The organism is Streptomyces sp. NPDC029139 (assembly GCF_055564335.1).
The window spans coordinates 132663-158562 of sequence record NZ_JBVHWN010000014.1 but is presented as its reverse complement, the minus strand read 5'-3'; the positions used below and the strand labels follow the sequence as shown (position 1 = coordinate 158562).

Here is a 25900-nt window from a genome sequence, read left to right as displayed (position 1 = left end):
CCCGGCGCAGCCGGTACGGAAACCGGCGGTCGGAACCTCGCAACTGGCAACGAACCCGGTTGCGGGCCGTCACGTCGCTCGTTCGGGGACCCGCCGGGAGGTTTGCGAGACTGGGGCGGTGAGAAGTGCAGCTCCCGCCCCGCGGGTCATCGCCGTCGTCGGTCCCACAGCGGCCGGAAAGTCCGATCTGGGAGTATTTCTGGCCCAGCAGCTCGGCGGCGAGGTCGTCAACGCCGACTCGATGCAGCTCTACCGAGGGATGGATATCGGTACCGCCAAGCTGACGCTCGAGGAACGCGGTGGCGTCCCCCACCACCTCCTCGACATCTGGGACGTGACGGAGGCCGCCAGCGTCGCCGAGTACCAGCGCCTCGCCCGCGCCGAGATCGACCGGCTGCTCGCCGACGGCCGGACCCCCGTCCTCGTCGGCGGCTCCGGCCTGTACGTGCGCGGCGCCATCGACGCCCTCGAGTTCCCGGGCACCGACCCGGCCGTACGGGCGCGCCTGGAGGCCGAGCTCGAGGAGCGGGGCCCCGGCGCACTGCACGTCCGCCTCGCCGCGGCCGACCCCGAGGCCGCGCGCGCGATCCTGCCCAGCAACGGCCGCCGCATCGTCCGGGCCCTCGAGGTCATCGAGATCACCGGCAAGCCCTTCACGGCCAACCTGCCCGGCCCGGACTCCGTCTACGACACCGTGCAGATCGGCGTCGACGTCGAGCGCCCGGAGCTGGACGAGCGGATCACCGCGCGCGTGGACCGGATGTGGGACGCCGGGCTGGTGGCGGAGGTCCGCACGCTGGAGGCACAGGGCCTGCGAGAGGGACGCACCGCCGCCCGCGCGCTCGGCTATCAGCAGGTGCTGGCGGCGCTCGCGGGAGAGTGCACCGAGGAAGAGGCGCGCGCCGAGACCGTGCGCGCCACCAAACGCTTCGCGCGCCGCCAGGACTCCTGGTTCCGGCGCGACCCGCGGGTCCACTGGCTCAGTGGCGCCGCGGAACACCGCGGGGAACTCCCTGGTGAGGCGCTGGCGTTGATCGAACGAGCGGTTACAGCCTGATCACGTGATGGCATCGGGACGCCATGCCCGTCATTCCAGCGGTCCTTGGCGTGCCATCATCGAGCATCGATCGACGCAGTGGAGTCCGAGTGGGAGGGCGCGTGGCGATGGAGGCCGGCCCTCGCGACAGAGAACAGCACGACGCGATCCGCGGTGAAGCCGCAGGTGACACGCCCGGATTGAGCCCGGACGGTCCCGACGACGCCGAGGGCACGTCCGTCGAGGTCGACACCGACGAGGTCGAGGTCGAGCTGCGGCCGCAGCGTCGCCTGCGGATCTGGCAGCTCGCGCCCATCGTCGGCCTCGCCGCCGTCGGCTCGCTGATGTTCGCCTTCCCCCTCGCCTTCGGCTCCGGCGAGGGCGGTGCCGTCGTCGCCATGCTGGGCCTGCTGATCAGCTCCTGCGCGGCCGGCTGGGGCATGATGGCCGCCCGCAAGGTGGGCCACACCTGGCCGGGCCTCCCGGCCCGCGGCTCCGGCGAGCGGCCGAACTGGCGCGTGATCGCCCTGTACACGTTCTTCAGCGCGCTCCTCGTCGTCCTGGCCGTCTGGCGCGTGGCCCGCCTCCGCTGACCGGGACAACCCGGGACCCGGCACCGACGGCGTTCCGGGCGCCCGCTCCAGCCCGGGCCTTCCCCGACCGGGAGCCACCCCGTCTCCCCGCCCCGGCTCCCCGCTCCGGGACCCACCCCGTCTCCCCGCTCCGGGACGCCCCACGGCTCCCCGCGCCGGAGCCCGCCCCGGCTCCCCGCTCCGGAGCCCCGGCCCGGACCTTCCCCGCGCCGCCGCTCGCTCCGTGGACCGTCGAGGGCCCTGTCGGACCCGCCCCGTACAGTTGATCCCGTGACCACCACGCAGACCTCGCCGCTCGCATTCCTCAAGGGCCACGGGACCGAGAACGACTTCGTGATCGTCCCCGACGCCGACAACGCCGTCGACCTTCCCCCCGCGGCCGTCGCGCGCCTGTGCGACCGGCGGGCCGGAATCGGCGGCGACGGTCTGCTGCACGTCGTCCGCAGCGCCGCCCATCCCGACGCCCGGGACATGGCCGGCGAGGCTGAGTGGTTCATGGACTACCGCAACGCGGACGGCTCGGTCGCCGAGATGTGCGGCAACGGAGTCCGCGTCTTCGCCCGCTACCTCCAGCACGCCGGACACGTCACCGCCGGCGAGGTCGCCGTCGCCACCCGCGGCGGGGTCAAGCGGGTCCACCTCGACAAGGACGGCTCCGTCACGGTCTCCATGGGCCGCGCCCTCCTCCCTGAGGACGGCGTCACCGTCACCGTGGAAGGCCGCAGCTGGCCCGCCCGCAACGTGAACATGGGCAACCCGCACGCCGTCGCCTTCGTCGAGAGCCTCGACCACGCAGGGAACCTCTTCACCGAGCCGCCGTACAGCCCCGCCGAGGTGTACCCGGACGGCGTCAACATCGAGTTCGTCGCCGACCGAGGCCCCCGCCACGTCGCCATGCGTGTCCACGAGCGCGGCGCGGCGGAGACCCGCTCCTGCGGCACGGGCGCGTGCGCGGTCGCCGTGGCCACCGCGCGCCGGGACGGCGCCGACCCCGCCCTGAGCGGCACCCCCGTCACGTACACCGTCGACGTCCTCGGCGGCACGCTGATCATCACCGAGCACCCCGACGGCGAGATCGAGCTGACCGGTCCGGCGGTGATCGTCGCCGAGGGCACGATCGACCCGTCCTGGCTCGCCGACGGAGAAATCGAAACAGTCAACGACTGATCCTTCGCTCGATCGGGTGATCCGGTTCACGCTGGGCGAGAGCAGGACTGCGCTCCGTGGTGGGGTCGGTAGCATCAAGCACCGGCCCGGCGTGCACGCCTTGCCCGCCCACCGCCGGTCGACGCCGCCGGAGGTGCCCATGAGTGCAGAGGCCACCAATCCTGTGAGCGCAGCGGAGGCCAACGGCCCCGACGCTCCCAGCCGCAGGCGCGCCCGGCCGAGGATCGACCTCCGCCGGCTGGGCCGTGCCGCTCTCCTCGGTCCCGCCTCCCGGGGCCGGCTGCCCGACGCCATCGGGCATGTCGCCGAGGCGCACCGCGCCCACCATCCCGACGCCGACCTCGCCGTGCTGCGGCGGGCGTACGTCCTCGCCGAGTTCTCGCACCGCGGACAGTTCCGCAAGAGCGGCGAGCCGTACATCACCCATCCGCTCGCGGTCACCCTGATCCTCGCCGAACTCGGGGCCGAGACCACGACCTTGACCGCCTCCCTCCTCCACGACACCGTCGAGGACACGGAGGTGACGCTCGAACAGGTACGGGAGCAGTTCGGCGACGAGGTCGCCTACCTCGTCGACGGCGTGACCAAGCTGGAGAAGGTCGACTACGGCGCCGCCGCCGAACCCGAGACCTTCCGCAAGATGCTCGTCGCCACCGGCAACGACGTCCGGGTCATGTCGATCAAACTCGCCGACCGGCTCCACAACATGCGCACGCTCGGCGTGATGCGCCCCGAGAAGCAGGTCCGGATCGCCAAGGTCACACGCGACGTCCTCATCCCGCTCGCCGAACGGCTCGGCGTCCAGGCGCTCAAGACCGAGCTGGAGGACCTGGTCTTCGCGATCCTCCACCCCGAGGAGTACGAGGACACCCGCGCGCTCATCGCCGAGAACACCGGCGCCGGCGACGCGCTCGCCGTCATCGCCGATAGCGTCACAACGGTGCTGCGCGAGGCGGGCATCGCCGCCGAAGTCCTCGTACGGCCGCGGCACTTCGTCTCCGTCCACCGTGTCCGCCTCAAGCGCGGCGACCTACGGGGCAGCGACTTCGGGCGGCTGCTCGTCCTCGTGGGCGAGGACGCCGACTGTTACGCCGTCCTCGGCGAACTCCACACGTGCTTCACCCCGGTGATCTCCGAGTTCAAGGACTTCATCGCCGCACCCAAGTTCAACCTGTACCAGTCGCTGCACACCGCCGTCGCCGCCCCGGACGGGGCCGTCGCCGAAGTCCTCATCCGTACGCACCAGATGCACAAGGTCGCCGAGGCCGGCGTCGTCGCGCTGGGCAACCCGTACACCCCTCCGACGGGCGGCGACGGCACCGAACCGGCCGACGACGGGGAACGCGCCGACCCCACCCGCCCCGGCTGGCTCTCCCGGCTCCTCGACTGGCAGGAGGCCACCCCCGACCCCGACACCTTCTGGACCTCGCTGCGCGCGGATCTCGCGGAGGACCAGGAGATCACGGTCTTCCGCGCCGACGGCGGCACCCTCGGCCTGCCCGCCGGAGCCAGCTGCGTCGACGCCGCCTACGCCCAGCACGGGGATGCCGCCCACGGCTGCCTCGGAGCACGCGTCAACGGCCGTCTGGCGACGCTCAGTACCGTGCTGAACGACGGTGACACCGTGCAGCTGCTGCTCTCCCAGGACACCACCTCGGGGCCGTCCCCCGCGTGGCTCGAGCACGCCCGCACCCCCGCCGCGCGCATCGCGATCACCGCATGGCTCCAGACGCACCCGGAAGCCGCGAAAGCGCCCGCTGCCGACCCGCGGCCACAGGCCTCCTTCACCGCCGACCGGCGGTCGGGCGCCAAGCTCCAGGCCGACCTGCCGGACGCCACGCCCGCCGCCGTACGACCGGCCGGCTGCTGCACCCCCGTACCCCCCGACGAGATCACCGGCTTCCAGGTCCGCGGCGGATCGGTCACCGTCCACCGCACCGGATGCGCCGCCGTCGACACGATGAGACGGCACGGGCGCATCCCCGTCACCGTCCACTGGGGCGACACCGCCGAGTGCCGCGTCACACTCGTCGCCGAATCCTTCGGCCGCCCCCGCCTCCTCGCGGACCTGACCGAGGTCATCGCCGCCGCCGGGGTCGCGGTCGTCTCGGCGACCGTCGAGCCGCCCAGCGAGCAGCGGGTGCGGCACACGTACACCCTGCAACTCCCGGACGCGGCCGGGCTGCCCGCCCTGATGCGCGCCATGCGGGACGTGCCCGGGGTGTACGACGTCAGCCGAGCCCGGCACCCCGCCTCGCACGACGAGTGACGTCAGGGCGCCGGTGACCCCTTCGGGTGGCAGGCGAGCGCGCCGCCCGGGGGAGGGGCGCCGACCCTGGTAGCCGTAGCCCATGCCGCTCACACCCCGACATCCCGCCCCACGCGCGCGGTGGCTGCGTTCCGCGGTCCTGGTCGCCGCCTCGGCCGGCCTCGTCGCCGCCTCCCTGCCCGCGCCCGCGCCGCTCGGCATCGGAGACCCGCTCTTCCCCCACCTCGGCAACCCGGGGTACGACGTCCTCTCGTACGACATCGACCTCACGTACGGGGGAAAGAACACCGAGCCGCTCGCGGCGGTGACCCGCATCGAGGCAGTCGCCACCGCCGACCTGGAGCGGATCAACCTCGACTTCACGCACGGCAAGGTCGCCTCCGTCACCGTCGACGGCGAAGCGGCCGACTTCGTGACCAGCGGCGAGGACCTCGTGGTCACACCGGCCGGGCCGACCGAGGACGGCGACCCGCTCACCATCGCCGTCACCCACACCAGCGACCCCCGAGGCCCCGCCGACGCCGGCGGCTGGGTCCGCACGGGCGACGGTCTCGCCATGGCCAACCAGGCCGACGCCGCCCACCGGGTCTTCCCCTCCAACGACCACCCCGCCGACAAGGCGCTCTTCACCTTCCGGATCACCGTTCCCAGCTCCCTGATGGCCGTCGCCAACGGTCTGCCGACGGGCCGGACCACGGACGGGTCCACCACCACCTGGACCTACCGCACCACCCACCCCATGGCCACCGAGCTCGCCCAGGTCTCCATCGGCCGCACCACCGTCGTCCACCGCACCGGACCGCACGGGCTGCCCGTGCGGGACGTGGTGCGCACCGCCGACCGTGACCTCCTGGAGCCCTGGCTGAAGCGCACCCCCGGCCACCTGGAGTGGATGGAGCGCCAGGTCGGCCGCTACCCCTTCGAGACGTACGGGCTGCTGGTGGCCGACGCCGAGACCGGCTTCGAGCTGGAGACGCAGACCCTCTCTCTCTTCGAGAGAAGGCTCTTCACCGAGCCCGGGTTCCCGGAGTGGTACGTCGACTCGATCATGGTCCATGAGCTCGCCCACCACTGGTTCGGGAACAGCGTCTCCCCCCGCACCTGGTCGGACCTGTGGCTCAACGAGGGCCACGCGAGCTGGTACGAGGCGCTGTACGCGGAGGAGACCGCCCAGCAGTCGCTGGAGCAGCGCATGAAGGCCGCCTACGGTGCCTCGGACGGCTGGCGGGCGGCTGGCGGGCCCCCGGCCGCACCCGAGCCGCCCTCGCCCGGCAAGAAGATCAGCCTCTTCCGGCCCGTCGTGTACGACGGCAGCGCCCTGGTCCTCTACGCACTGCGCCAGGAGATCGGCAAGGATGCCTTCCAGCTGCTTCAGCGCCGCTGGGTCGGTGATCACGCCCACTCCACCGCCACCACCGCCGACTTCACGGCGCTCGCCTCCCAGGTGGCGGGCCGTGATCTCACGTCGTTCTTCGCGGGCTGGCTGTACGCGGAGAAGACACCACCGATGCCCGGCCACCCGGACTGGCGCTCCCGTCCGGCCGGTGAAGCCCGCAGCGCGGCGAAACCCGGGTGACGGCCCAGGGCGGAGCGTGTCACCATCGTCAGGTCGACGACGCGGCCGACCGGGAATCTTTCCGTGCCGTCACACGTTGTGATCGACGTAACGACTTTCCTATCGACGTAAGGATCAAATGACCTCCTCTTCATCCCCTTCCCAGGACGAGCAGAGCTTCGCGGAGACGAGCCGCACCGAGAGCCTTCGGGCCGATGCCCTGATGGAAGAGGACGTCGCCTGGAGCCACGAGATCGACGGAGAGCGGGACGGCGATCAGTTCGACCGCTCCGAGCGCGCGGCCCTTCGGCGCGTCGCGGGACTCTCCACCGAGCTCGAGGACGTCACCGAGGTCGAGTACCGGCAGCTGCGCCTGGAGCGCGTCGTGCTGGTCGGCGTATGGACCTCGGGGACCGTTCAGGACGCGGAGAACTCCCTGGCGGAGCTCGCGGCCCTCGCCGAGACGGCGGGCGCCCTCGTGCTCGACGGCGTGATCCAGCGCCGTGACAAGCCGGACCCGGCCACCTTCATCGGCTCCGGCAAGGCCCGTGAGCTGCGGGACATCGTGCTCGAGACCGGCGCGGACACGGTGGTCTGCGACGGAGAGCTCAGCCCCGGCCAGCTCATCGCCCTCGAAGACGTCGTCAAGGTGAAGGTGGTCGACCGGACCGCCCTCATCCTGGACATCTTCGCTCAGCACGCCAAGTCCCGAGAGGGCAAGGCGCAGGTCGCGCTCGCGCAGATGCAGTACATGCTGCCGCGACTGCGAGGCTGGGGTCAGTCGCTCTCCCGTCAGATGGGTGGCGGCGGCGGTGGCGGCATGGCCACCCGTGGTCCCGGTGAGACCAAGATCGAGACCGACCGGCGTCGGATCCGCGAGAAGATGGCGAAGATGCGCCGGGAGATCGCGGAGATGAAGACCGGCCGGGACATCAAGCGGCAGGAGCGGCGCCGCCACAAGGTGCCGTCGGTCGCCATCGCCGGCTACACCAACGCCGGCAAGTCCTCGCTGCTCAACCGTCTGACCGGCGCGGGTGTGCTGGTGGAGAACGCGCTGTTCGCCACCCTCGACCCGACCGTGCGCCGGGCCGAGACGCCCAGCGGCCGGGTGTACACCCTGGCCGACACCGTCGGGTTCGTACGGCACCTGCCGCACCACCTGGTCGAGGCGTTCCGCTCCACCATGGAGGAGGTCGGCGACTCCGATCTCATCCTGCACGTGGTGGACGGCTCGCACCCGGCGCCGGAGGAGCAGCTCGCCGCCGTGCGTGAGGTCTTCCGGGACGTCGGCGCGGTGAACGTGCCGGAGGTCGTGGTCGTCAACAAGGCGGACGCGGCCGACCCGATGGTCCTGCAGCGGCTGATGCGGGCCGAGCGGCACGCGATCGCGGTCTCCGCCCGTACGGGCGAGGGCATCGAGGAGCTGCTCGCGCTCATCGACGCCGAGCTGCCGCGGCCGCAGGTCGAGATCGAGGCGCTCGTGCCGTACACCGAGGGCGGTCTGGTGTCCCGCGTGCACGCCGAGGGCGAACTCCTCTCCGAGGAGCACACGCCGGAGGGCACGCTGGTCAAGGCGCGCGTGCACGAGGAGCTGGCGGCGTTCCTGATGCCGTACGTTCCGGCCGCTCACTGACCGGTTCTTCCCGCTCATGCGGAAAGGCCCCGCCCCCTCCGTCGAGGGGGCGGGGCCTTTCCCATGCGTCAGCAACCGTGACATCGTGTCGCGCTTCGGTCCTCCACCCGCGCGGCGTGGCCCGGGTCGGCAGCGACGGATCAGCGAGCGAACTTCTTGCTGACCATCTCGTGCGCGCTCTGCGCACCCCGGCCCAGGAGCGGTCCCGCCAGCCAGCCGTTGCTGCCGGCCGGGCCGATCGAGGTGTTCGAGACCAGGGCGGTCTTTCCGTTCGGCAGCACCCGGAACCAGCCGCCGCCGGAGGAACCCGCCGTCATCGTGCAGCCGATGCGGTACATGGTCGGCGTGGCGGGTGCCGTGACCATACGGCTCGCCCGGTCGAGGCACTTGTGCATGATCACGCCGTTGTACGGCGGCGCCGACGGGTAGCCCCAGGCGCCGATCGTCCCGGCCTGCGCGGGCGTCGGTGCCGAGAAGTCGACCGCCAGCGCGGCACCGACGGTCTCCTCCAGGGACTTCTTGCCCCGCTGCGGCTGGACGTGCAGCACGGCGTAGTCGTAGGGCCAGGCGGCGTTCGTCCCGCCGCGGTTGATCCACTCACCGGAGGTCACGGCCCAGTCGGCCCAGTACTGACCGTAGGGCGCCTCTTCGTGCGGCTGGGCGTTGCGCAGCGCGGACGGGGACTTGCCGAGGTCGTTGTAGGCCGGGACGAAGGTGATGTTGCGGTACCAGCCGCCCCGCTGACCGGCGTGGACGCAGTGGCCCGCGGTCCACACCATGTTGGACTTCCCGGGCCGGCGCGGGTCCTTCACGATCGTGCCGGAGCAGACCATGTGCCCCTTGGGCGAATCGAAGAAGATCTTGCCGACCGGCGCCGCGTTGCGGTGGTACGGCGTCTTCTCCCGCTGGGCCTGGACGGGCCGCGGCAAGGGGTCGCTGCCACCGCCGGCCGTCGTGGCGATCGTCTGGTCCGGGCTCTTCGCCGTCTGCATGCGCTCGGAGTCCCAGAGACCCTCGATGACCGGGTTGACGAAGTCCTCGGCCTCACGCAGCCAGGTGTCGGTGTTCCAGTTCTTCCACTCGCCGTTCTTCCACTTGTCGGGGTCGACGCCGTGCTTCTTCAGCTTGTCGGCGAGGTCCTTGGGAAGAGCGGCCTGGCCCTCTCCCGTGGCGGAGGCGGAGGCACTCGCCCCGGCCGCGGGCTTGTCGGCCGCCGGTGTCTCGGTCGGGCCGCAGGCGGTGGCGGTCAGCGCGAGCGCCGAAGCCAGCGCGGCGAAGGCCGGTATGAGTCGTGTGGTGCGCATGAGCTCGGGATCCCCCTGATGATGATTCCCGCGCCCTGGCCCGGCCGTGGACCTGAGGTCACGGCCTGCTTGCCATGGACGCGTCACTAGCGGTGCACAGTATGCCCGTAGGACGGGGCGGGACCCGCAGGGTCCCGCCCCGTCGAACGAGTCGGCTAGCGGCCGGCGAACTTCTTGCTGACCGCGTCGTAGATGCCCTTCGCCTCCGCGCCCAGGCGCGGACCGGCGAGCCATCCGGCCGTCACCGGCCCGATGGAGGTGTTGGACACCAGGGCCGGCTTGCCGTCCCGGCCCGCGGCCACCCAGCCGCCGCCGGACGAACCACCGGTCATGGTGCAGCCGATGCGGTACATCGTGGGCTGCTCGACCTTCAGCGACAGACGGCCCGGCTTGTCCGTGCACTGGTACATCTTCTGCCCGTCGAACGGCGGGCCCGCCGGGTAGCCGGTCGCCGTCATGCTCGCGATCTTCGGTACCGCGGGAGCGTTGAACTCCACGGGAAGCGCGGAACCGACCGTCTCCTCCAGCGACTTGCCGGTGCTTCCCTTCTCCGGCGTCACATGGATCACCGCGTAGTCGTACGCGGCGCCCTGACCACCGGTCGCCGCGCCCTGGGAGATCCACTGCTCGGACGTCTGGGCCCAGTCGCCCCACCACACGCCGTACGGAGCGACCTGCTCACGCGTGGCGTTCTCCAGCTGCGCGGTCGGCAGCGCATGGTCGTTGTACGAGGGGACGAACGCGATGTTGCGGTACCAGCCGCCCTTCTTGCCGGCGTGCACGCAGTGACCCGCGGTCCAGACCATGTTGGACTTCCCCGGGTTCGCCGGGTCCTTCACGACCGTGGCCGAGCAGACCATCGAACCCTCGGGGCCGTCGAAGAACACCTTGCCCGCCTCGGGGGCGTTGGCGTGGTACGGCGTCGGGACGCTCTTCGCCCTGACCCGCGCGGGAGTCGGGTCGGTGACGCCCTCGTCGCCCGAGATGTCCTCCTCCTCGACCGGCTTGTCCGGGCGCTGCGCATCGCGCATCCGGTCCGGGTCCCAGAGGTCCTCGATGATCGGGTTGACGTAGTCCTTCGCCTCACGCAGCCACTTGTCGCGGTCCCAGTTCTTCCATTCGCCGTTCCTCCACTTGTCCAGGTCGATCCCGTGCTCCTTGAGCCGGTCCTTGAGATCGTCCGGAATCGTGATCTTGTCGGCGGTGGTGGGGCTCGCGGGAGCGCTGGGCTTGTCCCCCGCGTTCTCCTCGGTCGGGCCGCAGGCCGTCGCCGTCAGCGTCAAGGCCGCGACGGCGGCTGCCGCGGCCAGCAGCGGACGAATCGATCGCATCTCGTGATCCCCCTGGGACTACGTCAACTTGTGCATGAGTGAACTGTGATGGCGCCATGACCGGCGCCGATGTGCGCCCCCACTATGCCGGTGCCGGAGGGGACGGTGCGCGGCAGGTCCGCGGTTCCGCCCTGCGTACGGCCGTTGCCGGGCTGTGATCCCGGCCGCTCCAAGGATCTTGCGTTTTCGCCGTGATCCTTGGCAGCCCTTGTCGTTGGTACGTACGGGGGACCCAGAGGAAGCGTTCAGCGCCACCGCCCGCGCGGTGGAGCAACGTACCGATGTGCAACGCAACTGTTACAGCGGGAGGACACCGAGCCGTGGCCGTGACCGAACCAGCTCCGGCCGTACCGTCGGCCGCGCACGCGCACCACGGGGAGCGGAGAGCCGGCGAAGGGGGCGTACTCGAGGGCATTCTGCGCCGCCAGTCGCTGCGGGAATCGGCCGCGCGCACCTACGCGCGCTCTCTGCCGATCGTCCCCGTACGAGCCAGGGGACTGACCATCGAGGGCGCGGACGGCCGGCGTTACCTCGACTGCCTGTCCGGAGCCGGGACCCTGGCGCTCGGACACAACCACCCCGTGGTCCTCGAAGCCATCAGGAAGGTCCTCGACTCCGGAGCCCCCCTCCACGTCCTCGACCTCGCCACCCCGGTCAAGGACGCCTTCACCACCGAGCTGTTCGCCACGCTGCCCGCCGCACTCGCCCGGGACGCGCGCATCCAGTTCTGCGGGCCGGCCGGCACGGACGCGGTCGAGGCCGCCCTCAAACTCGTGCGCACGGCCACCGGGCGGCGCGGACTGCTCAGCTTCACGGGCGCCTACCACGGCATGACGGCCGGGGCCCTCGACGCCTCGGGCGGCGCGACGGACGTGCGCGTCACCCGGCTGCCCTACCCGCAGAACTACCGCTGCCCCTTCGGCGTGGGCGGCGAGCGGGGAGCCGAACTGGCCGCGCGCTGGACGGAGAACCTCCTCGACGACCCCAAGAGCGGGGTCGCCACCCCCGCCGCCATGATCCTCGAACCCGTCCAGGGCGAGGGCGGCGTCATCCCCGCCCCCGACGCCTGGCTGCGCCGCATGCGGGAGATCACCGCGGCGCGCTCCATCCCGCTCATCGCCGACGAGGTCCAGACGGGTGTCGGACGCACCGGCGCCTTCTGGGCCGTGGAGCACAGCGGCGTCGTCCCCGACGTCATGGTCCTCTCCAAAGCCATCGGCGGCTCCCTCCCGCTCGCGGTCGTCGTCTACAAGTCGGAGCTCGACGCCTGGGAGCCGGGCGCCCACGCGGGCACCTTCCGCGGCAACCAGCTCGCCATGGCGGCCGGGGCCGCCACCCTCGCGTACGTACGGGAGAACCGGCTCGCCGACCGCGCGGCCACCCTCGGCGCCCGGATGCTCGGACGGCTCGAGGGCCTGGCCGCCGCCCACCCCTGCATTGGCGACGTGCGAGGCCGTGGCCTGATGATCGGTGTCGAGCTGGTCGACCCGGAGGCAGTGGACCCGGAGGAACCCGCCACCACCGCCCCACCGGCGGACCCCGTGCTCGCGGCGTCCGTCCAGCGGGAATGCCTCGACCGCGGCCTCATCGTCGAACTCGGCGGCCGCCACTCGGGAGTCGTGCGCCTCCTCCCCCCGCTCACCCTCACCGACGAGCAGGCCGAAGCCGTCCTGGACCGCTTCGCCGACGCCCTGGCCGCCGCCGAACGCGCCCATCGCCCCGCGCGGCCCGCACACGTCACGCGTCCCCGGACCGACACCGGACCGACCGGATCGACCGGACCGTCCCACCGATCCCGGACCGAATCCGGACACCCTCACAAGGAAGCCCCGTGAACGCCAGCCCCGCCTCCGAAGCGTCCGACGCCGGCAACGCCGCCTCCGGCCCCCTCACCGTCGAGCAGGCCACCGTCCCCCGCCAGCACTCCGGGCCGTACGATCCCCGGTCCATTCCCACGCCGCATGCTCCCGCGGCGTTGACCGGTGCGGCCTGCCGACCGGACCACCTGGACGATCCGGACACGCGGCGCGCCGCCGACACCGCGACCATCGAGAACCTGCTGCGCTGCTGGGTACGCGAGAAGAACCTGCCCGCACCCAGGACCTCGACCCTCCGCATCCCCCTCGAAGCCAGCGGCGCCGCCCTCCTCGTCCCCGTCCACTACTGGTCGCGGACCGGGTGGCACCGCTTCGGCGCTCCCACCCTCGAAGGGCTGCACTCCACGGCCCCCACGGTCGACGCCGTCACCGTCGCCGCCCTCCTCAGCCGCGAGACCGGCCGCCCCGAAGGGACCGAACTCGTCGGAAGGGTCGCCGACTCGACCCGCCGCACCGCCGCGTTCATCGCCGACCGGCGCCGCCGCCCCGCCCCCGATCCGGAAGCCGATCTCTTCCTCACCGCCGAGCAGTCCCTGCTGCTCGGCCACCCGCTCCACCCCACCCCGAAGAGCCGTGAAGGGCTCTCCGAGGCAGAGGCGCGGCTCTACTCACCCGAGCTCCACGGCTCCTTCCCCCTGCACTGGATGGCCGTCGACAGCACGATCCTCGCCTCCGACTCCGCCTGGACCGAACAGGGGCGTCCGGTCTCCGCCGCCCAGCTTGCCACCGGCCTCGCCGACGGGCTCGAACTCCCGCCCGGCACCGTGCCGTTGCCCCTCCACCCCTGGCAGGCGCGTGAGCTGACCCACCGTCCCGCCGTCGCCGCCCTCCTCGACGCCGGCCTTCTCCACGACCTCGGGCCCCACGGCGCCGCCTGGCACCCCACCTCCTCCGTCCGCACCGTGCACCGGCCCGGCGCCCGCACGATGCTCAAGCTCTCCCTCGGCGTACGCATCACCAACTCCTGCCGCGAGAACCTCCGCAAGGAACTCCACCGCGGTGTCGAGGTCCACCGCCTCCTGCGCACCGGCCTCGTCGACCAGTGGCAGGCCGCCCACCCCGGCTTCGACATCGTCCGCGACCCCGCCTGGCTCGCCGTCGACACCCCGGCCGGGGAGCCCGTCCCCGGCATCGACGTCATGATCCGCCACAACCCCTTCACCGCCACGGACGACGCCGTCTGCATCGCGGCCCTCACCGCCCCCCGCCCCTGGCCCGGCAGCCCGCGGATGCGTTCCCGCCTCGCCGACCTCGTCACCCGGCTCGCCGCCCGCACCGGCCGCCCCACCACGGCCGTCGCCGCCGAGTGGTTCCTGCGCTACCTCGACCAGGTCATTCGCCCCGTGCTCTGGCTCGACGGCACCGCAGGCGTCGCCCTCGAGGCCCACCAGCAGAACACCCTGGTACTCCTCGACCCCGACGGCTGGCCCATCGGGGGGCGCTACCGCGACAATCAGGGCTACTACTTCCGCGAGTCCCGCCGCGAGGAACTGGAGAGCCGCCTCCCCGGCATCGGAGCCGCCAGCGACACCTTCGTCTCCGACCAGGTCACCGACGAGCGCTTCGCCTACTACCTCGGCATCAACAACGTCCTCGGTCTCATCGGGGCCTTCGGCGCCCAGCACCTCGCCGACGAACGCGTCCTGCTCGCCGGCTTCCGCCAGTTCCTCACCTCCGTCACCGGACTCGGCTCCCCGCTGCCGCACCGGCTCCTGGAGGCAGCGACCCTGCGCTGCAAGGCCAACCTCCTCACCCGCCTGCACGGCCTCGACGAACTCGTCGGCCCCGTCGACACCCAGTCGGTCTACGTGACCATCACCAACCCCCTTCGCTCCTGAGGCCCCACCCGACCACCCCGACCCAACCACCCCGACCTGACCACCCGGCGACCCGGCGACCCGACCGCGCGGGCGCGCGGGTGGCGGAACGCGATCGGACCGAACCGCCGAGAGGAGCGCCACCATCCCTCCCACCGATGCGAGCGCCGGCACGGGCTCTCACACGGGCAAGGCCACGGACCCTGCCCTGGTCGGGGACGCCGGCCCCGGACCCGTCGCCCGACCCCCGTCCGACACGGGCGGCGAGGACACGCTCGACCTGCACCTCTCGGACGAGCTCATCGCCCTGCTCGCCACCGGCCACGGCACAGCCGCCACCGACGGCGACCTCCTGGACGACGTCGGCACCTGGGGCCCGGCTCCCACTCCCGCCGGCTCCTTCCACCTCGTACCCGTGCGGATCGAGCGGGACCTGGCGCTCCTCACCCGCTGGATGAACGACCCGGCCGTGGCCGCCTTCTGGGAGCTCGCCGGCCCGGAGACCGTCACCGAGGCACACCTCCTCGCCCAACTCCACGGTGACGGCCGCAGCGTCCCCTGCCTCGGAGTCCTCGACTCCCTGCCGATGAGCTACTTCGAGATCTACCGCGCCGACCTCGACCCCCTCGCCCGGCACTATCCCGCCCGGCCTCATGACACCGGTATCCACCTCCTCCTCGGCAGCGTCGCCGACCGCGGCCGAGGAGTCGGCAGCACTCTTCTGCGAGCCGTTGCCGATCTCGTACTCGACCACCGGCCTCGCTGCACCCGTGTCGTCGCCGAACCCGACCTGCGCAACACCCCGTCCGTCTCCGCCTTCCTGAGCGCCGGCTTCCGCTTCTCCGCGGAAGTCGACCTCCCCGACAAACGAGCCGCCCTCATGGTCCGCGACCGCGCCCTTCGCCACGTCCTGTGAACGCCTCCCTGCCTTGCATACCGCTCGACCCACAGCGGTTCCCACCCCGAGGAGTCCCCGTGCCGTCGTCCCCTGCCACCCATGACTCCGCACTGCTCGCACCCGCCGAGCTGACCCCCGCGGCCTGGACCAGGGCCGCTGCCCGCCTGCTCGCCAAGACCCTCGCGGAGTTCGCGTACGAGGAGATCGTCGAGCCCGTCCTCCTCGACACCGCGACCGACACGACCGCCGCCGACACCCCGGCCCGTGCCGAGACCGCCCCCGCCGACCGCGATCCCGCCGACGCCCCGCGCGAGCCCCGGCGCTACCTCCTCCGCCTCGACGACGGATCGGCACTGACCTTCGCTGCCCGCCGCGGGGCGTACGGAAGCTGGCAGGTCGCACCCGACTCGCTCGCCCTCGACGGGCAGCCGATGACGGACCCCCTCGACTTCCTCGTGCGGGCCCGCAAGCTCCTCCGCCTCGACGGCGCCACTCTCGGCCACCTCATCCGCGAGCTCACCACCACCCTCGCCGCCGACGCACGCCTCGATCGGACGGCGCTGACGGCCGACCGGCTGGCCGATCTCCCCTACGCCGAACTCGAGGGACACCAGACAGGTCACCCGTGGCTCGTCCTCAACAAGGGCCGGATCGGTTTCTCCGCGACCGACGCGGCCCGGTGGGCTCCCGAGGCTCGCAGCGCGACCCGTCTCCCCTGGATCGCCGTGAGCACCGACCTCGCCGCCTACCGCGGAGTCCCCGGCCTCGACACCCCGGACCGGCTCTACGCACGCGAGCTCGGCACCGACACCCTCGAGAGCTTCCGCGCCACGTTGCGCGCCCGCGGCCTCGATCCCGAGACGTACCTCCTCCTGCCGGTCCACCCCTGGCAGTGGGACGAGATCGTCCTGCCGCTCTACGCCCCCGCCGTCGCCGCCGGGACCGTCGTGCCGCTGCCGGCCGACGGGGACCTGCGCGTGCCCCAGCAGTCGATCCGTACGTTCCTCAACACCAGCAGGCCCGACCGGCACACCGTGAAGCTGCCGCTGTCGATCCTCAACACCCTCGTCTGGCGCGGACTCCCCACGGAGCGGACCCTCGCGGCCCCCGCCGTCACCTCCTGGGTCCACGGACTGCGCGACGCCGACCCGTTCCTGCGCGACGAGTGCGGGGTGATCCTTCTCGGCGAGGTCGCCTCCGTCACCGTCGAGCACCCCCTCTACGACCGGCTGCCCGAGGTCCCGTACCAGTACAAGGAACTCCTCGGAGCGATCTGGCGCGAACCGCTCAGGCTCCCGGCCGACGAGCGTGCCCGTACGCTCGCCTCCCTGCTCCACACCGATCCGAACGGCCGGGCGTTCGTCGCCGAACTCGTCGAGCGCTCCGGTCTCGCCCCCGCCGTCTGGCTCCAGCACCTCTTCGCGGCCCTGCTTCCGCCGCTGCTGCACTTCCTCTACCAGTACGGCACCGTCTTCTCCCCGCACGGCGAGAACGCCATCGTCGTCTACGACGACCACGACGTCCCCGTACGCCTGGCGATCAAGGACTTCGTCGACGACATCAACATCAGCGACCGGCCCCTGCCCGAACACGACGCGATGCCGGACGACGTCCGGTCCGTCCTGCTCAGGGAGAAGCCCGGCTTCCTCACCCAGTTCATCCATTCAGGGCTGTTCGTGGGCGTCTTCCGTTTCCTCGCCCCTCTGTGCGAGGACCAACTCGCGGTCCCGGAGGAGGATTTCTGGGCACTGGTGCGCGCCGAGATCCTGCGGCACCAGGCCCGCTTCCCCGAGCTGAAGGAACGGTTCGAGCTCTTCGATCTCCTCACGCCCCGGATCGAGCGCCTCTGTCTCAACCGGAACCGTCTGCACCTGGACGGCTATCGTGACCGTCCCCAGCGGCCCCATGCCGCCGTCCACGGGACGGTCCCGAATCCGCTCGCGTGATCAGACTGTCAGTGCCGCGCCGTAGGCTGGACGAGCTATGACGAAGCCATCCCTCCCCGACCTCCTCCACGCTGCCGTCTCCGCCGTCGGCGGTGTGGAGCGCCCCGGCCAGGTCACCATGGCCGAAGCGGTGGCCGAGGCCATCGACGACAGCTCCCACCTCCTCGTCCAGGCCGGCACCGGCACCGGAAAGTCCCTCGGCTATCTGGTGCCGGCGCTGGCGCACGGCGAGCGCGTGGTCGTGGCCACGGCCACCCTGGCGCTTCAGCGCCAGCTGGTGGAGCGCGATCTTCCGCGTACGGTCGAGGCGCTGCACCCGCAGCTTCGCCGGCGCCCGGAGTTCGCCATGCTCAAGGGGCGGTCGAACTATCTGTGCCTGCACCGACTCCACGAGGGCGTGCCCCAGGACGAGGAGGACGGCCTCTTCGACCCCTTCGAGGCCGCGGCCCCCACGAGCAAGCTGGGCCAGGACCTGCTGCGGCTCCGTGACTGGTCCGACGACACGGAGACGGGCGACCGGGACGACCTGACGCCGGGCGTCTCCGACCGTGCCTGGGCGCAGGTGTCGGTCTCCTCCCGGGAGTGCCTGGGTGCGAGCAAGTGCGCGTACGGGGCGGAGTGCTTCGCGGAGGCGGCCCGCGAGCGCGCCAAGCTCGCCGATGTCGTCGTCACCAACCACGCCCTGCTGGCCATCGACGCCATCGAGGGCGCCCCCGTGCTGCCCCAGCACGAGGTGCTGATCGTCGACGAAGCCCATGAGCTGGTCTCCCGGGTCACCGGCGTCGCCACCGGCGAGCTCACCCCGGGCCAGGTCAATCGCGCCGTCCGCCGTGCCGCGAAGCTGGTCGACGAGAAGGTCGCCGACCAGCTGCAGACCGCCGCCGAGGGCTTCGAGCGGCTGATGGAGCTGGCGCTGCCGGGACGGCTGGAGAAGATCCCCGAGGATCTGGCCTACGCGCTGATGGCCCTGCGCGACGCCTCGCGCGCCGTCATCACGTCCCTCGGCTCCACCCGTGACAAGTCCGTCCAGGACGAGGACGCCGTCCGTAAGCAGGCCATGGCCTCGGTGGAGACCGTCCATGGCGTCGCGGAGCGGATCACGCAGGGCTCGGAGTACGACGTGGTCTGGTACGAGCGCCACGACCGCTTCGGCGCCTCCCTGCGGGTGGCACCGCTCTCCGTGTCCGGGCTGCTGCGCGAGAAGCTCTTCGCGGACCGCTCCGTGGTGCTCACCTCGGCCACGCTCAAGCTCGGCGGCGACTTCAACGGCGTCGGGGCCTCCCTCGGCCTGGCCCCGGAGGGCACTCAGGGCGAGGACGTGCCGGTGTGGAAGGGCATCGACGTCGGTTCGCCGTTCGACTACCCCAAGCAGGGCATCCTCTACGTCGCCAAGCACCTGGCCCGCCCCGCGCGGGACGGCGACCGGACGGACATGCTCGACGAGCTGACCGAGCTGATCCAGGCGGCCGGCGGCCGCACCCTCGGCCTGTTCTCCTCGATGCGTGCCGCTCAGCTCGCGGCCGAGGAGCTGCGGTCCCGCATCCCCGATTATCCGATCCTGCTGCAGGGTGAGGACACGCTCGGCGAGCTGATCAAGAACTTCTCGGCCGAACCGCAGACCTGTCTCTTCGGCACGCTCTCGCTCTGGCAGGGAGTGGACGTCCCGGGCGCCAGCTGCCAGCTGGTCGTGATGGACAAGATCCCCTTCCCGCGCCCGGACGACCCGCTGATGAGCGCTCGCCAGAAGGCGGTGGAGGACGCGGGTGGCAACGGCTTCATGGCCGTCGCGGCCACGCACGCCGCGCTGCTGATGGCGCAGGGCGCGGGGCGGCTCGTGCGGGCCACCGGGGACCGTGGCATCGTCGCCGTACTCGATCCGCGGCTCGCCACGGCCCGGTACGGCAGCTATCTCAAGGCTTCGCTGCCCGATTTCTGGTACACCACGGACCGTAACCAGGTGCGCAAGTCCCTGGCGGCGATCGACGCCGCCTCGAAGGCGGCGGGAGTCTAGAGAACTCGAACAGGGCCCCGCCGCTCCGGCCGGGGCCCTGTGGGGAGACATGGCAGGGCCCCGGGACCGGCGCAGTGGGTCCCGGGGCCCGGTCAGAGCCGGCGGGGTGGTGTCACACCCGCCGCAGGACCGCGACAACCTTGCCGAGGATGGTGGCCTCGTCACCCGGGATCGGCTGGTACGCCGCGTTGTGCGGCAGCAGCCAGACATGGCCGTCCTCGCGCTTGAAGCGCTTGACCGTCGCCTCGCCGTCGAGCATGGCCGCCACGATGTCGCCGTTCTCCGCGACCGGCTGACGGCGCACGGTCACCCAGTCGCCGTCGCAGATGGCGGCCTCGATCATCGAGTCTCCGACGACCTTGAGGACGAAGAGCTCGCCGTCGCCGACCAGCTGCCGGGGCAGCGGGAAGACGTCCTCCACCGACTCCTCGGCGAGGATCGGCCCACCGGCGGCGATCCTGCCGACGAGCGGCACGTACGAGGCGGCGGGCTTGCCCGTGGTGTCCGTCGGCTGCGTGCTGGGCTGGTCGGAGCCGCGCACCTCGTAGGCCCGGGGCCGGTGCGGATCGCGGCGCAGGAAGCCCTTACGCTCCAGTGCCATCAGCTGGTGTGCCACCGAGGAGGTGCTGGAGAGGCCCACCGCCTGGCCGATCTCGCGCATCGACGGCGGGTAGCCGCGTCGCTGGACCGAGTCCCGGATGACCTCGATCACCCTCCGCTGGCGGTCCGTGAGCCCAGAGCTGTCCGCCCTGATCCCTGGAGGTCGCCCGGGCAACGAGCGCGCAGGTCGGCCTGGCTCCCCGTCCCCGTTCATGGCTGCGTCATTCATGGGCATGGCATGCACCGGCTCGAGTCGGCCCTGGGAGCGGTCCTGGGCAGTGATGGTGGCACTGTCTGCGGTGGTGGTCACGTCGGCGGCCCCTCTCGAATGGTCTCCCTGGCTGGCACAACGGTAGTGGCTTTCGAAAGGTTGCGCCAAACACACGTTCGAGTGAAAAAACGCAGATTGCCTTACGTGTATGCGCGGGTGGGTGTATATGCGAGCCCGAGCGCCGGTGCCAATTCGGTCATTACGGTACCGTTCGCCATGCAGCCGCATGGGGGTGGGGGGTGCCTTTCCAGTGTGGCACCCGGGGGCCCGGAATCGGCGGAGCCGCGCGCTTCCCGTACCCTCGTGGCCGGTCGTGGATGCGGGGGCGGCGCGACACGCGCGAAGTGCCGGAAAAGCGCCCCAACCCCAGATCTAGTGGTTGGATTGCATCTACCACCTACAAGTTGTGGTCCCCGGGTCTGACGGGGGTACGCGCATCGCCTATGCTGGTGGTCGCTTCAAAGGGCCTTGACGGGCCCGGCGAAGCTATTCAGTCGTGCCGTGAGGGAGGGTCGGAACCATGCATTGCCCCTTCTGCAGGCACCCCGACAGCCGTGTCGTCGACAGTCGCACCACCGACGACGGGACGTCGATCCGACGCCGCCGCCAGTGCCCCGACTGCTCCCGTCGTTTCACGACGGTGGAGACCGCATCGCTGATGGTGATCAAGCGGTCCGGCGTGACCGAGCCTTTCAGCCGTACCAAGGTCATCTCCGGCGTGCGCAAGGCGTGCCAGGGGCGGCCGGTGACCGAGGACGCCCTCGCCAAGCTCGGCCAGCGGGTCGAGGAGGCGGTGCGCGCCACCGGGAGTGCCGAGCTGACCACCCACGACGTGGGTCTGGCCATCCTCGGCCCGTTGCAGGAGCTCGACCTCGTCGCGTACCTGCGCTTCGCATCCGTTTACAAGGCTTTCGACAGCCTCGACGACTTCGAGGCCGCCATCGCGGAACTCCGCGAGCGGCGGCCCACCGCAGAGGACTGCGGGACCGGAGCGGCCCCAGGGGTCCCCGTTCCCGCCACCGCCGCCGACTGACCGGCGGGCCGGACCCCAGGGTCCGGCCCGGCCGGCCGCGAGCGGCCGAAAAGACGTGTCGCGAGTGCCCTGAGCGGGACTCGCGACAGCAGACAAGAAGACGGTGCCCTGGGACTATCTGGGCACTTCAGGGTGTTTTGCCCGTATATGGGAGGCGGCATGACAGAGACGGCGAGCGGTCCGGCACGAGGTTCCCGCGCCAAGGGAGCCAAGGCGAGCAAGGGCCTGCGCATCGAGCGCATCCACACCACCCCCGGCGTGCATCCGTACGACGAGGTGGTCTGGGAGCGCCGTGACGTCGTCATGACCAACTGGCGCGACGGCTCGGTCAACTTCGAGCAGCGTGGCGTCGAGTTCCCCGACTTCTGGTCGGTGAACGCGGTCAACATCGTCACCAGCAAGTACTTCCGCGGGGCCGTCGGCACCCCGCAGCGCGAGACCGGTCTCAAGCAGCTCATCGACCGGATCGTGAAGACCTACACGAAGGCCGGCGAGGAGTACGGCTACTTCGCCTCGCCCGCCGACGCCGAGATCTTCGAGCACGAGCTGGCGTACGCCCTCCTGCACCAGATCTTCAGCTTCAACTCCCCGGTGTGGTTCAACGTCGGCACGCCGCAGCCCCAGCAGGTCTCCGCCTGCTTCATCCTGTCCGTCGACGACTCCATGGAGTCGATCCTCGACTGGTACAAGGAAGAGGGCATGATCTTCAAGGGCGGCTCCGGCGCCGGCCTGAACCTCTCCCGCATCCGCTCCTCCAAGGAGCTGCTCTCCTCCGGCGGCAACGCCTCCGGCCCGGTCTCCTTCATGCGCGGCGCCGACGCGTCCGCCGGAACGATCAAGTCGGGCGGCGCCACCCGCCGCGCGGCCAAGATGGTCATCCTCGACGTCGACCACCCCGACATCGAGGACTTCATCGAGACCAAGGTCAAGGAGGAGGAGAAGATCCGCGCCCTCCGTGACGCGGGCTTCGACATGGACCTGGGCGGCGACGACATCACGTCCGTCCAGTACCAGAACGCCAACAACTCGGTCCGCGTGAACGACGAGTTCATGAAGGCCGTCGAGTCCGGCGGCAAGTTCGGCCTGCGCGCCCGTATGACCGGCGAGGTCATCGAGGAGGTCGAGGCCAAGTCGCTGTTCCGCAAGATGGCCGAGGCCGCCTGGGCCTGCGCCGACCCGGGCATCCAGTACGACGACACGATCAACCGCTGGCACACCTGCCCCGAGTCCGGCCGCATCAACGGCTCGAACCCGTGCAGCGAGTACATGCACCTGGACAACACGTCCTGCAACCTCGCCTCCCTGAACCTGATGAAGTTCCTCAAGGACGACGGCAAGGGCAACCAGTCGTTCGACTCGGAGCGCTTCGCCAAGGTCGTCGAGCTGGTCATCACGGCGATGGACATCTCCATCTGCTTCGCGGACTTCCCGACCCAGAAGATCGGCGAGAACACCCGCGCCTTCCGCCAGCTGGGCATCGGCTACGCCAACCTCGGCGCCCTGCTCATGGCCACCGGCCACGCGTACGACTCCGACGGCGGCCGCGCCCTGGCGGGTGCCATCACCTCGCTCATGACCGGCACCTCGTACAGGCGCTCCGCCGAGCTCGCGGCGGTCGTCGGCCCGTACGACGGCTACGCCCGCAACGCCGAGCCGCACCAGCGGGTCATGAAGCAGCACGCCGACGCGAACACCGAGGCCGTCCGCATGGACGACCTCGACTCGCCGATCTGGGCCGCCGCCACGGAGGCCTGGCAGGACGTCATCCGCCTCGGCGCCAAGAACGGCTTCCGCAACGCCCAGGCCTCGGTCATCGCCCCGACCGGCACCATCGGTCTCGCGATGTCCTGCGACACCACCGGCCTCGAGCCCGACCTCGCCCTGGTCAAGTTCAAGAAGCTGGTCGGCGGCGGCTCGATGCAGATCGTCAACGGCACCGTCCCGCAGGCCCTGCGCCGCCTGGGTTACCAGGAGGAGCAGATCGAGGCGATCGTCGCCCACATCGCCGAGCACGGCAATGTGATCGACGCCCCCGGTCTGAAGACCGAGCACTACGAGGTCTTCGACTGCGCCATGGGCGAGCGCTCCATCTCCGCGATGGGCCACGTCCGCATGATGGCCGCCATCCAGCCCTGGATCTCCGGCGCCCTCTCCAAGACCGTGAACCTGCCGGAGACGGCCACGGTCGAGGACGTCGAGGAGGTCTACTTCGAGGCCTGGAAGATGGGCGTCAAGGCGCTCGCCATCTACCGCGACAACTGCAAGGTCGGCCAGCCGCTCTCCGCCAAGAAGAAGGAGACGGAGAAGGCCGAGGTCACCGCGAAGACCGAGGCGACGATCCGCGAGGCCGTCGAGAAGGTCGTCGAGTACCGCCCGGTCCGCAAGCGCCTCCCCAAGGGCCGTCCGGGGATCACCACCTCCTTCACGGTCGGTGGCGCCGAGGGCTACATGACCGCCAATTCCTACCCGGACGACGGTCTCGGCGAGGTCTTCCTGAAGATGTCCAAGCAGGGATCGACGCTCGCGGGCATGATGGACGCCTTCTCCATCGCCGTCTCGGTCGGCCTGCAGTACGGCGTCCCGCTGGAGACGTACGTCTCGAAGTTCACCAACATGCGCTTCGAGCCGGCCGGCATGACGGACGACCCGGACGTGCGGATGGCGCAGTCGATCGTCGACTACATCTTCCGCCGCCTGGCGCTGGACTTCCTGCCCTTCGAGACGCGCTCCGCGCTCGGCATCCACTCGGCCGAGGAGCGTCAGCGTCACCTGGAGACGGGCTCCTACGAGCCCACCGAGGACGAGGTCGACGTCGAGGGCCTGGCCCAGTCCGCCCCGCGCCAGACGGAGACCCTGAAGGCCGTCGCCCCGGCCGCCAAGGCGGAGGTCCCGGCCCCCAAGCAGGCGCACACCTCGGCAGAACTCGTCGAGATGCAGCTGGGCATCAGCGCGGACGCCCCGCTGTGCTTCTCCTGCGGGACGAAGATGCAGCGAGCGGGCTCCTGCTACATCTGCGAGGGCTGCGGCTCGACCAGCGGCTGCAGCTGAACCGCTGAGCGGTGACTGACGAAGGGGACCGGCCCATGGCCGGTCCCCTTCGTGGTCGTCCGGCGCCGGCTTGGTCGTCCGGCGCGGGCTTGGTCGTCCGGCGCGGGCGTGGTCGTCCGGCGCGGGCGTGGTCGTCCGGCTCCGGCGCGGCGCCGTCAGGCGTGCCGGGCACCCATCAGCGTCGCGAAGGTCTGCGGGTCCGCGTCGAATCCACGGAGCACCGACCGGTACGACCAGCGGTCCTCGTCGCCCCGGGTGAACTCCACCACCGTCGCGGCCGTGGCCCCGGCGACGTCTTCGAAGCCGTGCTCGGCGAGGTCGGTGTAGCCCTCGCGGATCCGTACGCCGGTGTTGGCGATGTCGCCGAAGGTCAGCCGGCCGCCGCCCTGCTGGACGGCCACGCCCACCACCACGCGCGCGTACCGGGGTGCGAGCCGGTTCAGTTCCAGGACCATGGCCTCGTCGTACCCGAAGCCCTGTCCCGTACGGCTGTCCCGGCTGAGCGCGATCGTGCCGTCGGGGGAGCGGCTGTCGAAGTGCACCAGATAGGCGGGAGAGCCGTAGGGATCGTCCGTCGTGTACACCCCGGCGATGATGTCCAGGTCGTGCGCCGGGGCGCCGATCGGACTGGGGTCCCACTTGAGCGTCACCTCGACCTTGCCGACCCCCTTGTTGAGTCCGCTCACCGTGAATTCCCTCTCTGTGTGTACGACTCGTGCCGATGGACCGGTCAACTGCCCTTGGTCTCGGACAGGTTGTTCATGGTGTCATGTGCGTTCGGTGTTCTCGCGATCATTGTGCGTGCACTGCTCCGTAGTCTGACGGGGGCGCTGTCCCGCCCCGTACGATGGCGCGGTGCTGGTCAAGTGGATTCGCTGCACCGTGGTGGACCGTCGGGGGTTCGAGCGGGGGCAGCGGAAATGGGCGGGGTTGCTCGGTGAACCGGGGTTCCGGGGGCAGGGCGGAGGTTGGAGCCGTGCGCGGCCGGATGTCGCCCATGTCTTCGCCTTCTGGGAGAGCCGCGCGTTCTACGACTCGTTCATGGCGCGCTCGCACGACCGGCTCGCGGCCGCGCAGGCGGGCACGTACAAGGACTTCCAGGCGAAGCTCTTCGACCACCGCTTCGACGTGAAGACCGGCTTCGAGCCGAAGTTCGCCGACGCCGACGTGGCACGGGTGGCGCACTGTCGCGTCCATGAGGACCGGGTCGAGCACTTCGCGCTGATGCAGGAGAAGGTGTGGAATCCTGCGATGGCCGGTTCCCCCGGGATGCTGCGCGGGCTGTTCGGCGAGGCGCCCGGGAACGAGTTCGTGGTGCTGTCGATGTGGCGGTCCGCCGCCGAGCACGGCAAGTACCGGGTCGAGCGCGTCGAGCGGCTCGGACTGCGCGCCCAGACGGACGCCGACGTGGCGGCCTTGACGGGTGACGTGGTGCAGCTCGAGCCGACCTGGACGGTCTGATCACTCGTCGGTGGACGGATCGGGGCTCCCGTCACTCATCGGCGGTTGGG

The 25900-nt window shown here is 71.2% G+C and carries 18 protein-coding genes; 14 read left to right on the top strand and 4 right to left on the bottom strand.

Translation table 11 applies throughout. The features are described from left to right. The first annotated feature begins 118 nt into the window (after window positions 1-118). From miaA to hflX, 6 genes are all read left to right on the top strand, one after another. The gene (gene miaA / locus ACZ4VW_RS26915) at window positions 119-1057 is read left to right on the top strand and encodes a tRNA (adenosine(37)-N6)-dimethylallyltransferase MiaA (RefSeq protein ID WP_467966721.1); all 939 of its coding nucleotides are present in this window, start codon (window positions 119-121) and stop codon (window positions 1055-1057) included. 107 nt (window positions 1058-1164) lie between these two features. Beyond that, complete coding sequence (locus ACZ4VW_RS26910) at window positions 1165-1629, top strand: hypothetical protein (RefSeq protein ID WP_467966818.1); 465 nt, start codon at window positions 1165-1167, stop codon at window positions 1627-1629. 270 nt (window positions 1630-1899) lie between these two features. Continuing rightward, window positions 1900-2796: a diaminopimelate epimerase gene (gene dapF, locus ACZ4VW_RS26905; protein ID WP_467966719.1), complete on the top strand. Its 897-nt coding sequence runs from the start codon at window positions 1900-1902 to the stop codon at window positions 2794-2796. Window positions 2797-2935: 139 nt separating this feature from the next. Continuing rightward, complete coding sequence (locus tag ACZ4VW_RS26900; RefSeq protein WP_467966717.1) at window positions 2936-5065, top strand: RelA/SpoT family protein; 2130 nt, start codon at window positions 2936-2938, stop codon at window positions 5063-5065. An 82-nt stretch (window positions 5066-5147) separates the two neighbouring features. Next, complete coding sequence (locus tag ACZ4VW_RS26895; RefSeq protein WP_467966714.1) at window positions 5148-6641, top strand: M1 family metallopeptidase; 1494 nt, start codon at window positions 5148-5150, stop codon at window positions 6639-6641. Window positions 6642-6759: 118 nt separating this feature from the next. Continuing rightward, window positions 6760-8253 carry a GTPase HflX gene (gene hflX / locus ACZ4VW_RS26890; protein WP_467966713.1) on the top strand — a complete coding sequence of 498 codons (1494 nt, stop codon included), beginning with the start codon at window positions 6760-6762 and terminating at the stop codon, window positions 8251-8253. A gap of 140 nt (window positions 8254-8393) precedes the next feature. Here the strand turns inward: hflX and ACZ4VW_RS26885 are convergent, their stop codons facing one another. Together ACZ4VW_RS26885 and ACZ4VW_RS26880 are read right to left on the bottom strand one after the other, a co-directional pair. After that, window positions 8394-9557, bottom strand: coding sequence for a trypsin-like serine peptidase (locus ACZ4VW_RS26885; protein ID WP_467966711.1), 1164 nt, complete (start codon window positions 9555-9557; stop codon window positions 8394-8396). Between the two features lie 155 nt (window positions 9558-9712). Next, window positions 9713-10888 carry a trypsin-like serine peptidase gene (locus tag ACZ4VW_RS26880; RefSeq protein ID WP_467966709.1) on the bottom strand — a complete coding sequence of 392 codons (1176 nt, stop codon included), beginning with the start codon at window positions 10886-10888 and terminating at the stop codon, window positions 9713-9715. A 320-nt stretch (window positions 10889-11208) separates the two neighbouring features. Here ACZ4VW_RS26880 and ACZ4VW_RS26875 point away from each other — a divergent pair, with 320 nt between their 5' ends. The 5 genes from ACZ4VW_RS26875 to ACZ4VW_RS26855 all read left to right on the top strand — a co-directional run bounded on the left by ACZ4VW_RS26875 (window position 11209) and on the right by ACZ4VW_RS26855 (window position 19437). After that, window positions 11209-12723, top strand: a complete 1515-nt coding sequence (locus tag ACZ4VW_RS26875) for a diaminobutyrate--2-oxoglutarate transaminase family protein (protein WP_467966707.1) — start codon at window positions 11209-11211, stop codon at window positions 12721-12723. Beyond that, window positions 12720-14603, top strand: coding sequence for an IucA/IucC family protein (locus ACZ4VW_RS26870; protein ID WP_467966705.1), 1884 nt, complete (start codon window positions 12720-12722; stop codon window positions 14601-14603). Before ACZ4VW_RS26875 ends, ACZ4VW_RS26870 begins: the two co-directional genes overlap by 4 nt. 124 nt (window positions 14604-14727) lie before the next feature. Beyond that, on the top strand, window positions 14728-15498 hold the full coding sequence (locus tag ACZ4VW_RS26865; RefSeq protein ID WP_467966816.1) for a GNAT family N-acetyltransferase: 771 nt from the start codon (window positions 14728-14730) through the stop codon (window positions 15496-15498). Window positions 15499-15557: 59 nt separating this feature from the next. Continuing rightward, window positions 15558-17426 carry an IucA/IucC family protein gene (locus tag ACZ4VW_RS26860; RefSeq protein ID WP_467966703.1) on the top strand — a complete coding sequence of 623 codons (1869 nt, stop codon included), beginning with the start codon at window positions 15558-15560 and terminating at the stop codon, window positions 17424-17426. Between the two features lie 37 nt (window positions 17427-17463). Beyond that, on the top strand, window positions 17464-19437 hold the full coding sequence (locus ACZ4VW_RS26855) for an ATP-dependent DNA helicase (RefSeq protein WP_467966701.1): 1974 nt from the start codon (window positions 17464-17466) through the stop codon (window positions 19435-19437). 112 nt (window positions 19438-19549) lie between these two features. On the opposite strand, the gene lexA is transcribed toward ACZ4VW_RS26855, so the two are convergent. After that, window positions 19550-20347, bottom strand: coding sequence for a transcriptional repressor LexA (gene lexA / locus ACZ4VW_RS26850; protein WP_137992887.1), 798 nt, complete (start codon window positions 20345-20347; stop codon window positions 19550-19552). A 481-nt stretch (window positions 20348-20828) separates the two neighbouring features. On the opposite strand from lexA, the gene nrdR reads away from it, so the two are divergent. Further along, window positions 20829-21341, top strand: coding sequence for a transcriptional regulator NrdR (gene nrdR, locus ACZ4VW_RS26845; RefSeq protein ID WP_467966699.1), 513 nt, complete (start codon window positions 20829-20831; stop codon window positions 21339-21341). A 159-nt stretch (window positions 21342-21500) separates the two neighbouring features. Further along, a complete protein-coding gene (locus ACZ4VW_RS26840) occupies window positions 21501-24389 on the top strand; it encodes a vitamin B12-dependent ribonucleotide reductase (RefSeq protein WP_467966697.1) in 2889 nt (962 codons plus the stop codon). 155 nt (window positions 24390-24544) lie between these two features. Here ACZ4VW_RS26840 and ACZ4VW_RS26835 read toward each other — a convergent pair whose 3' ends face one another. After that, window positions 24545-25075 (bottom strand): TerD family protein, encoded by a 531-nt coding sequence (locus ACZ4VW_RS26835; protein WP_467966695.1) that lies wholly within the window; start codon window positions 25073-25075, stop codon window positions 24545-24547. 169 nt (window positions 25076-25244) lie between these two features. Here ACZ4VW_RS26835 and ACZ4VW_RS26830 point away from each other — a divergent pair, with 169 nt between their 5' ends. Continuing rightward, window positions 25245-25850: a YdbC family protein gene (locus ACZ4VW_RS26830; RefSeq protein ID WP_467966693.1), complete on the top strand. Its 606-nt coding sequence runs from the start codon at window positions 25245-25247 to the stop codon at window positions 25848-25850. Window positions 25851-25900: the final 50 nt, after the last annotated feature.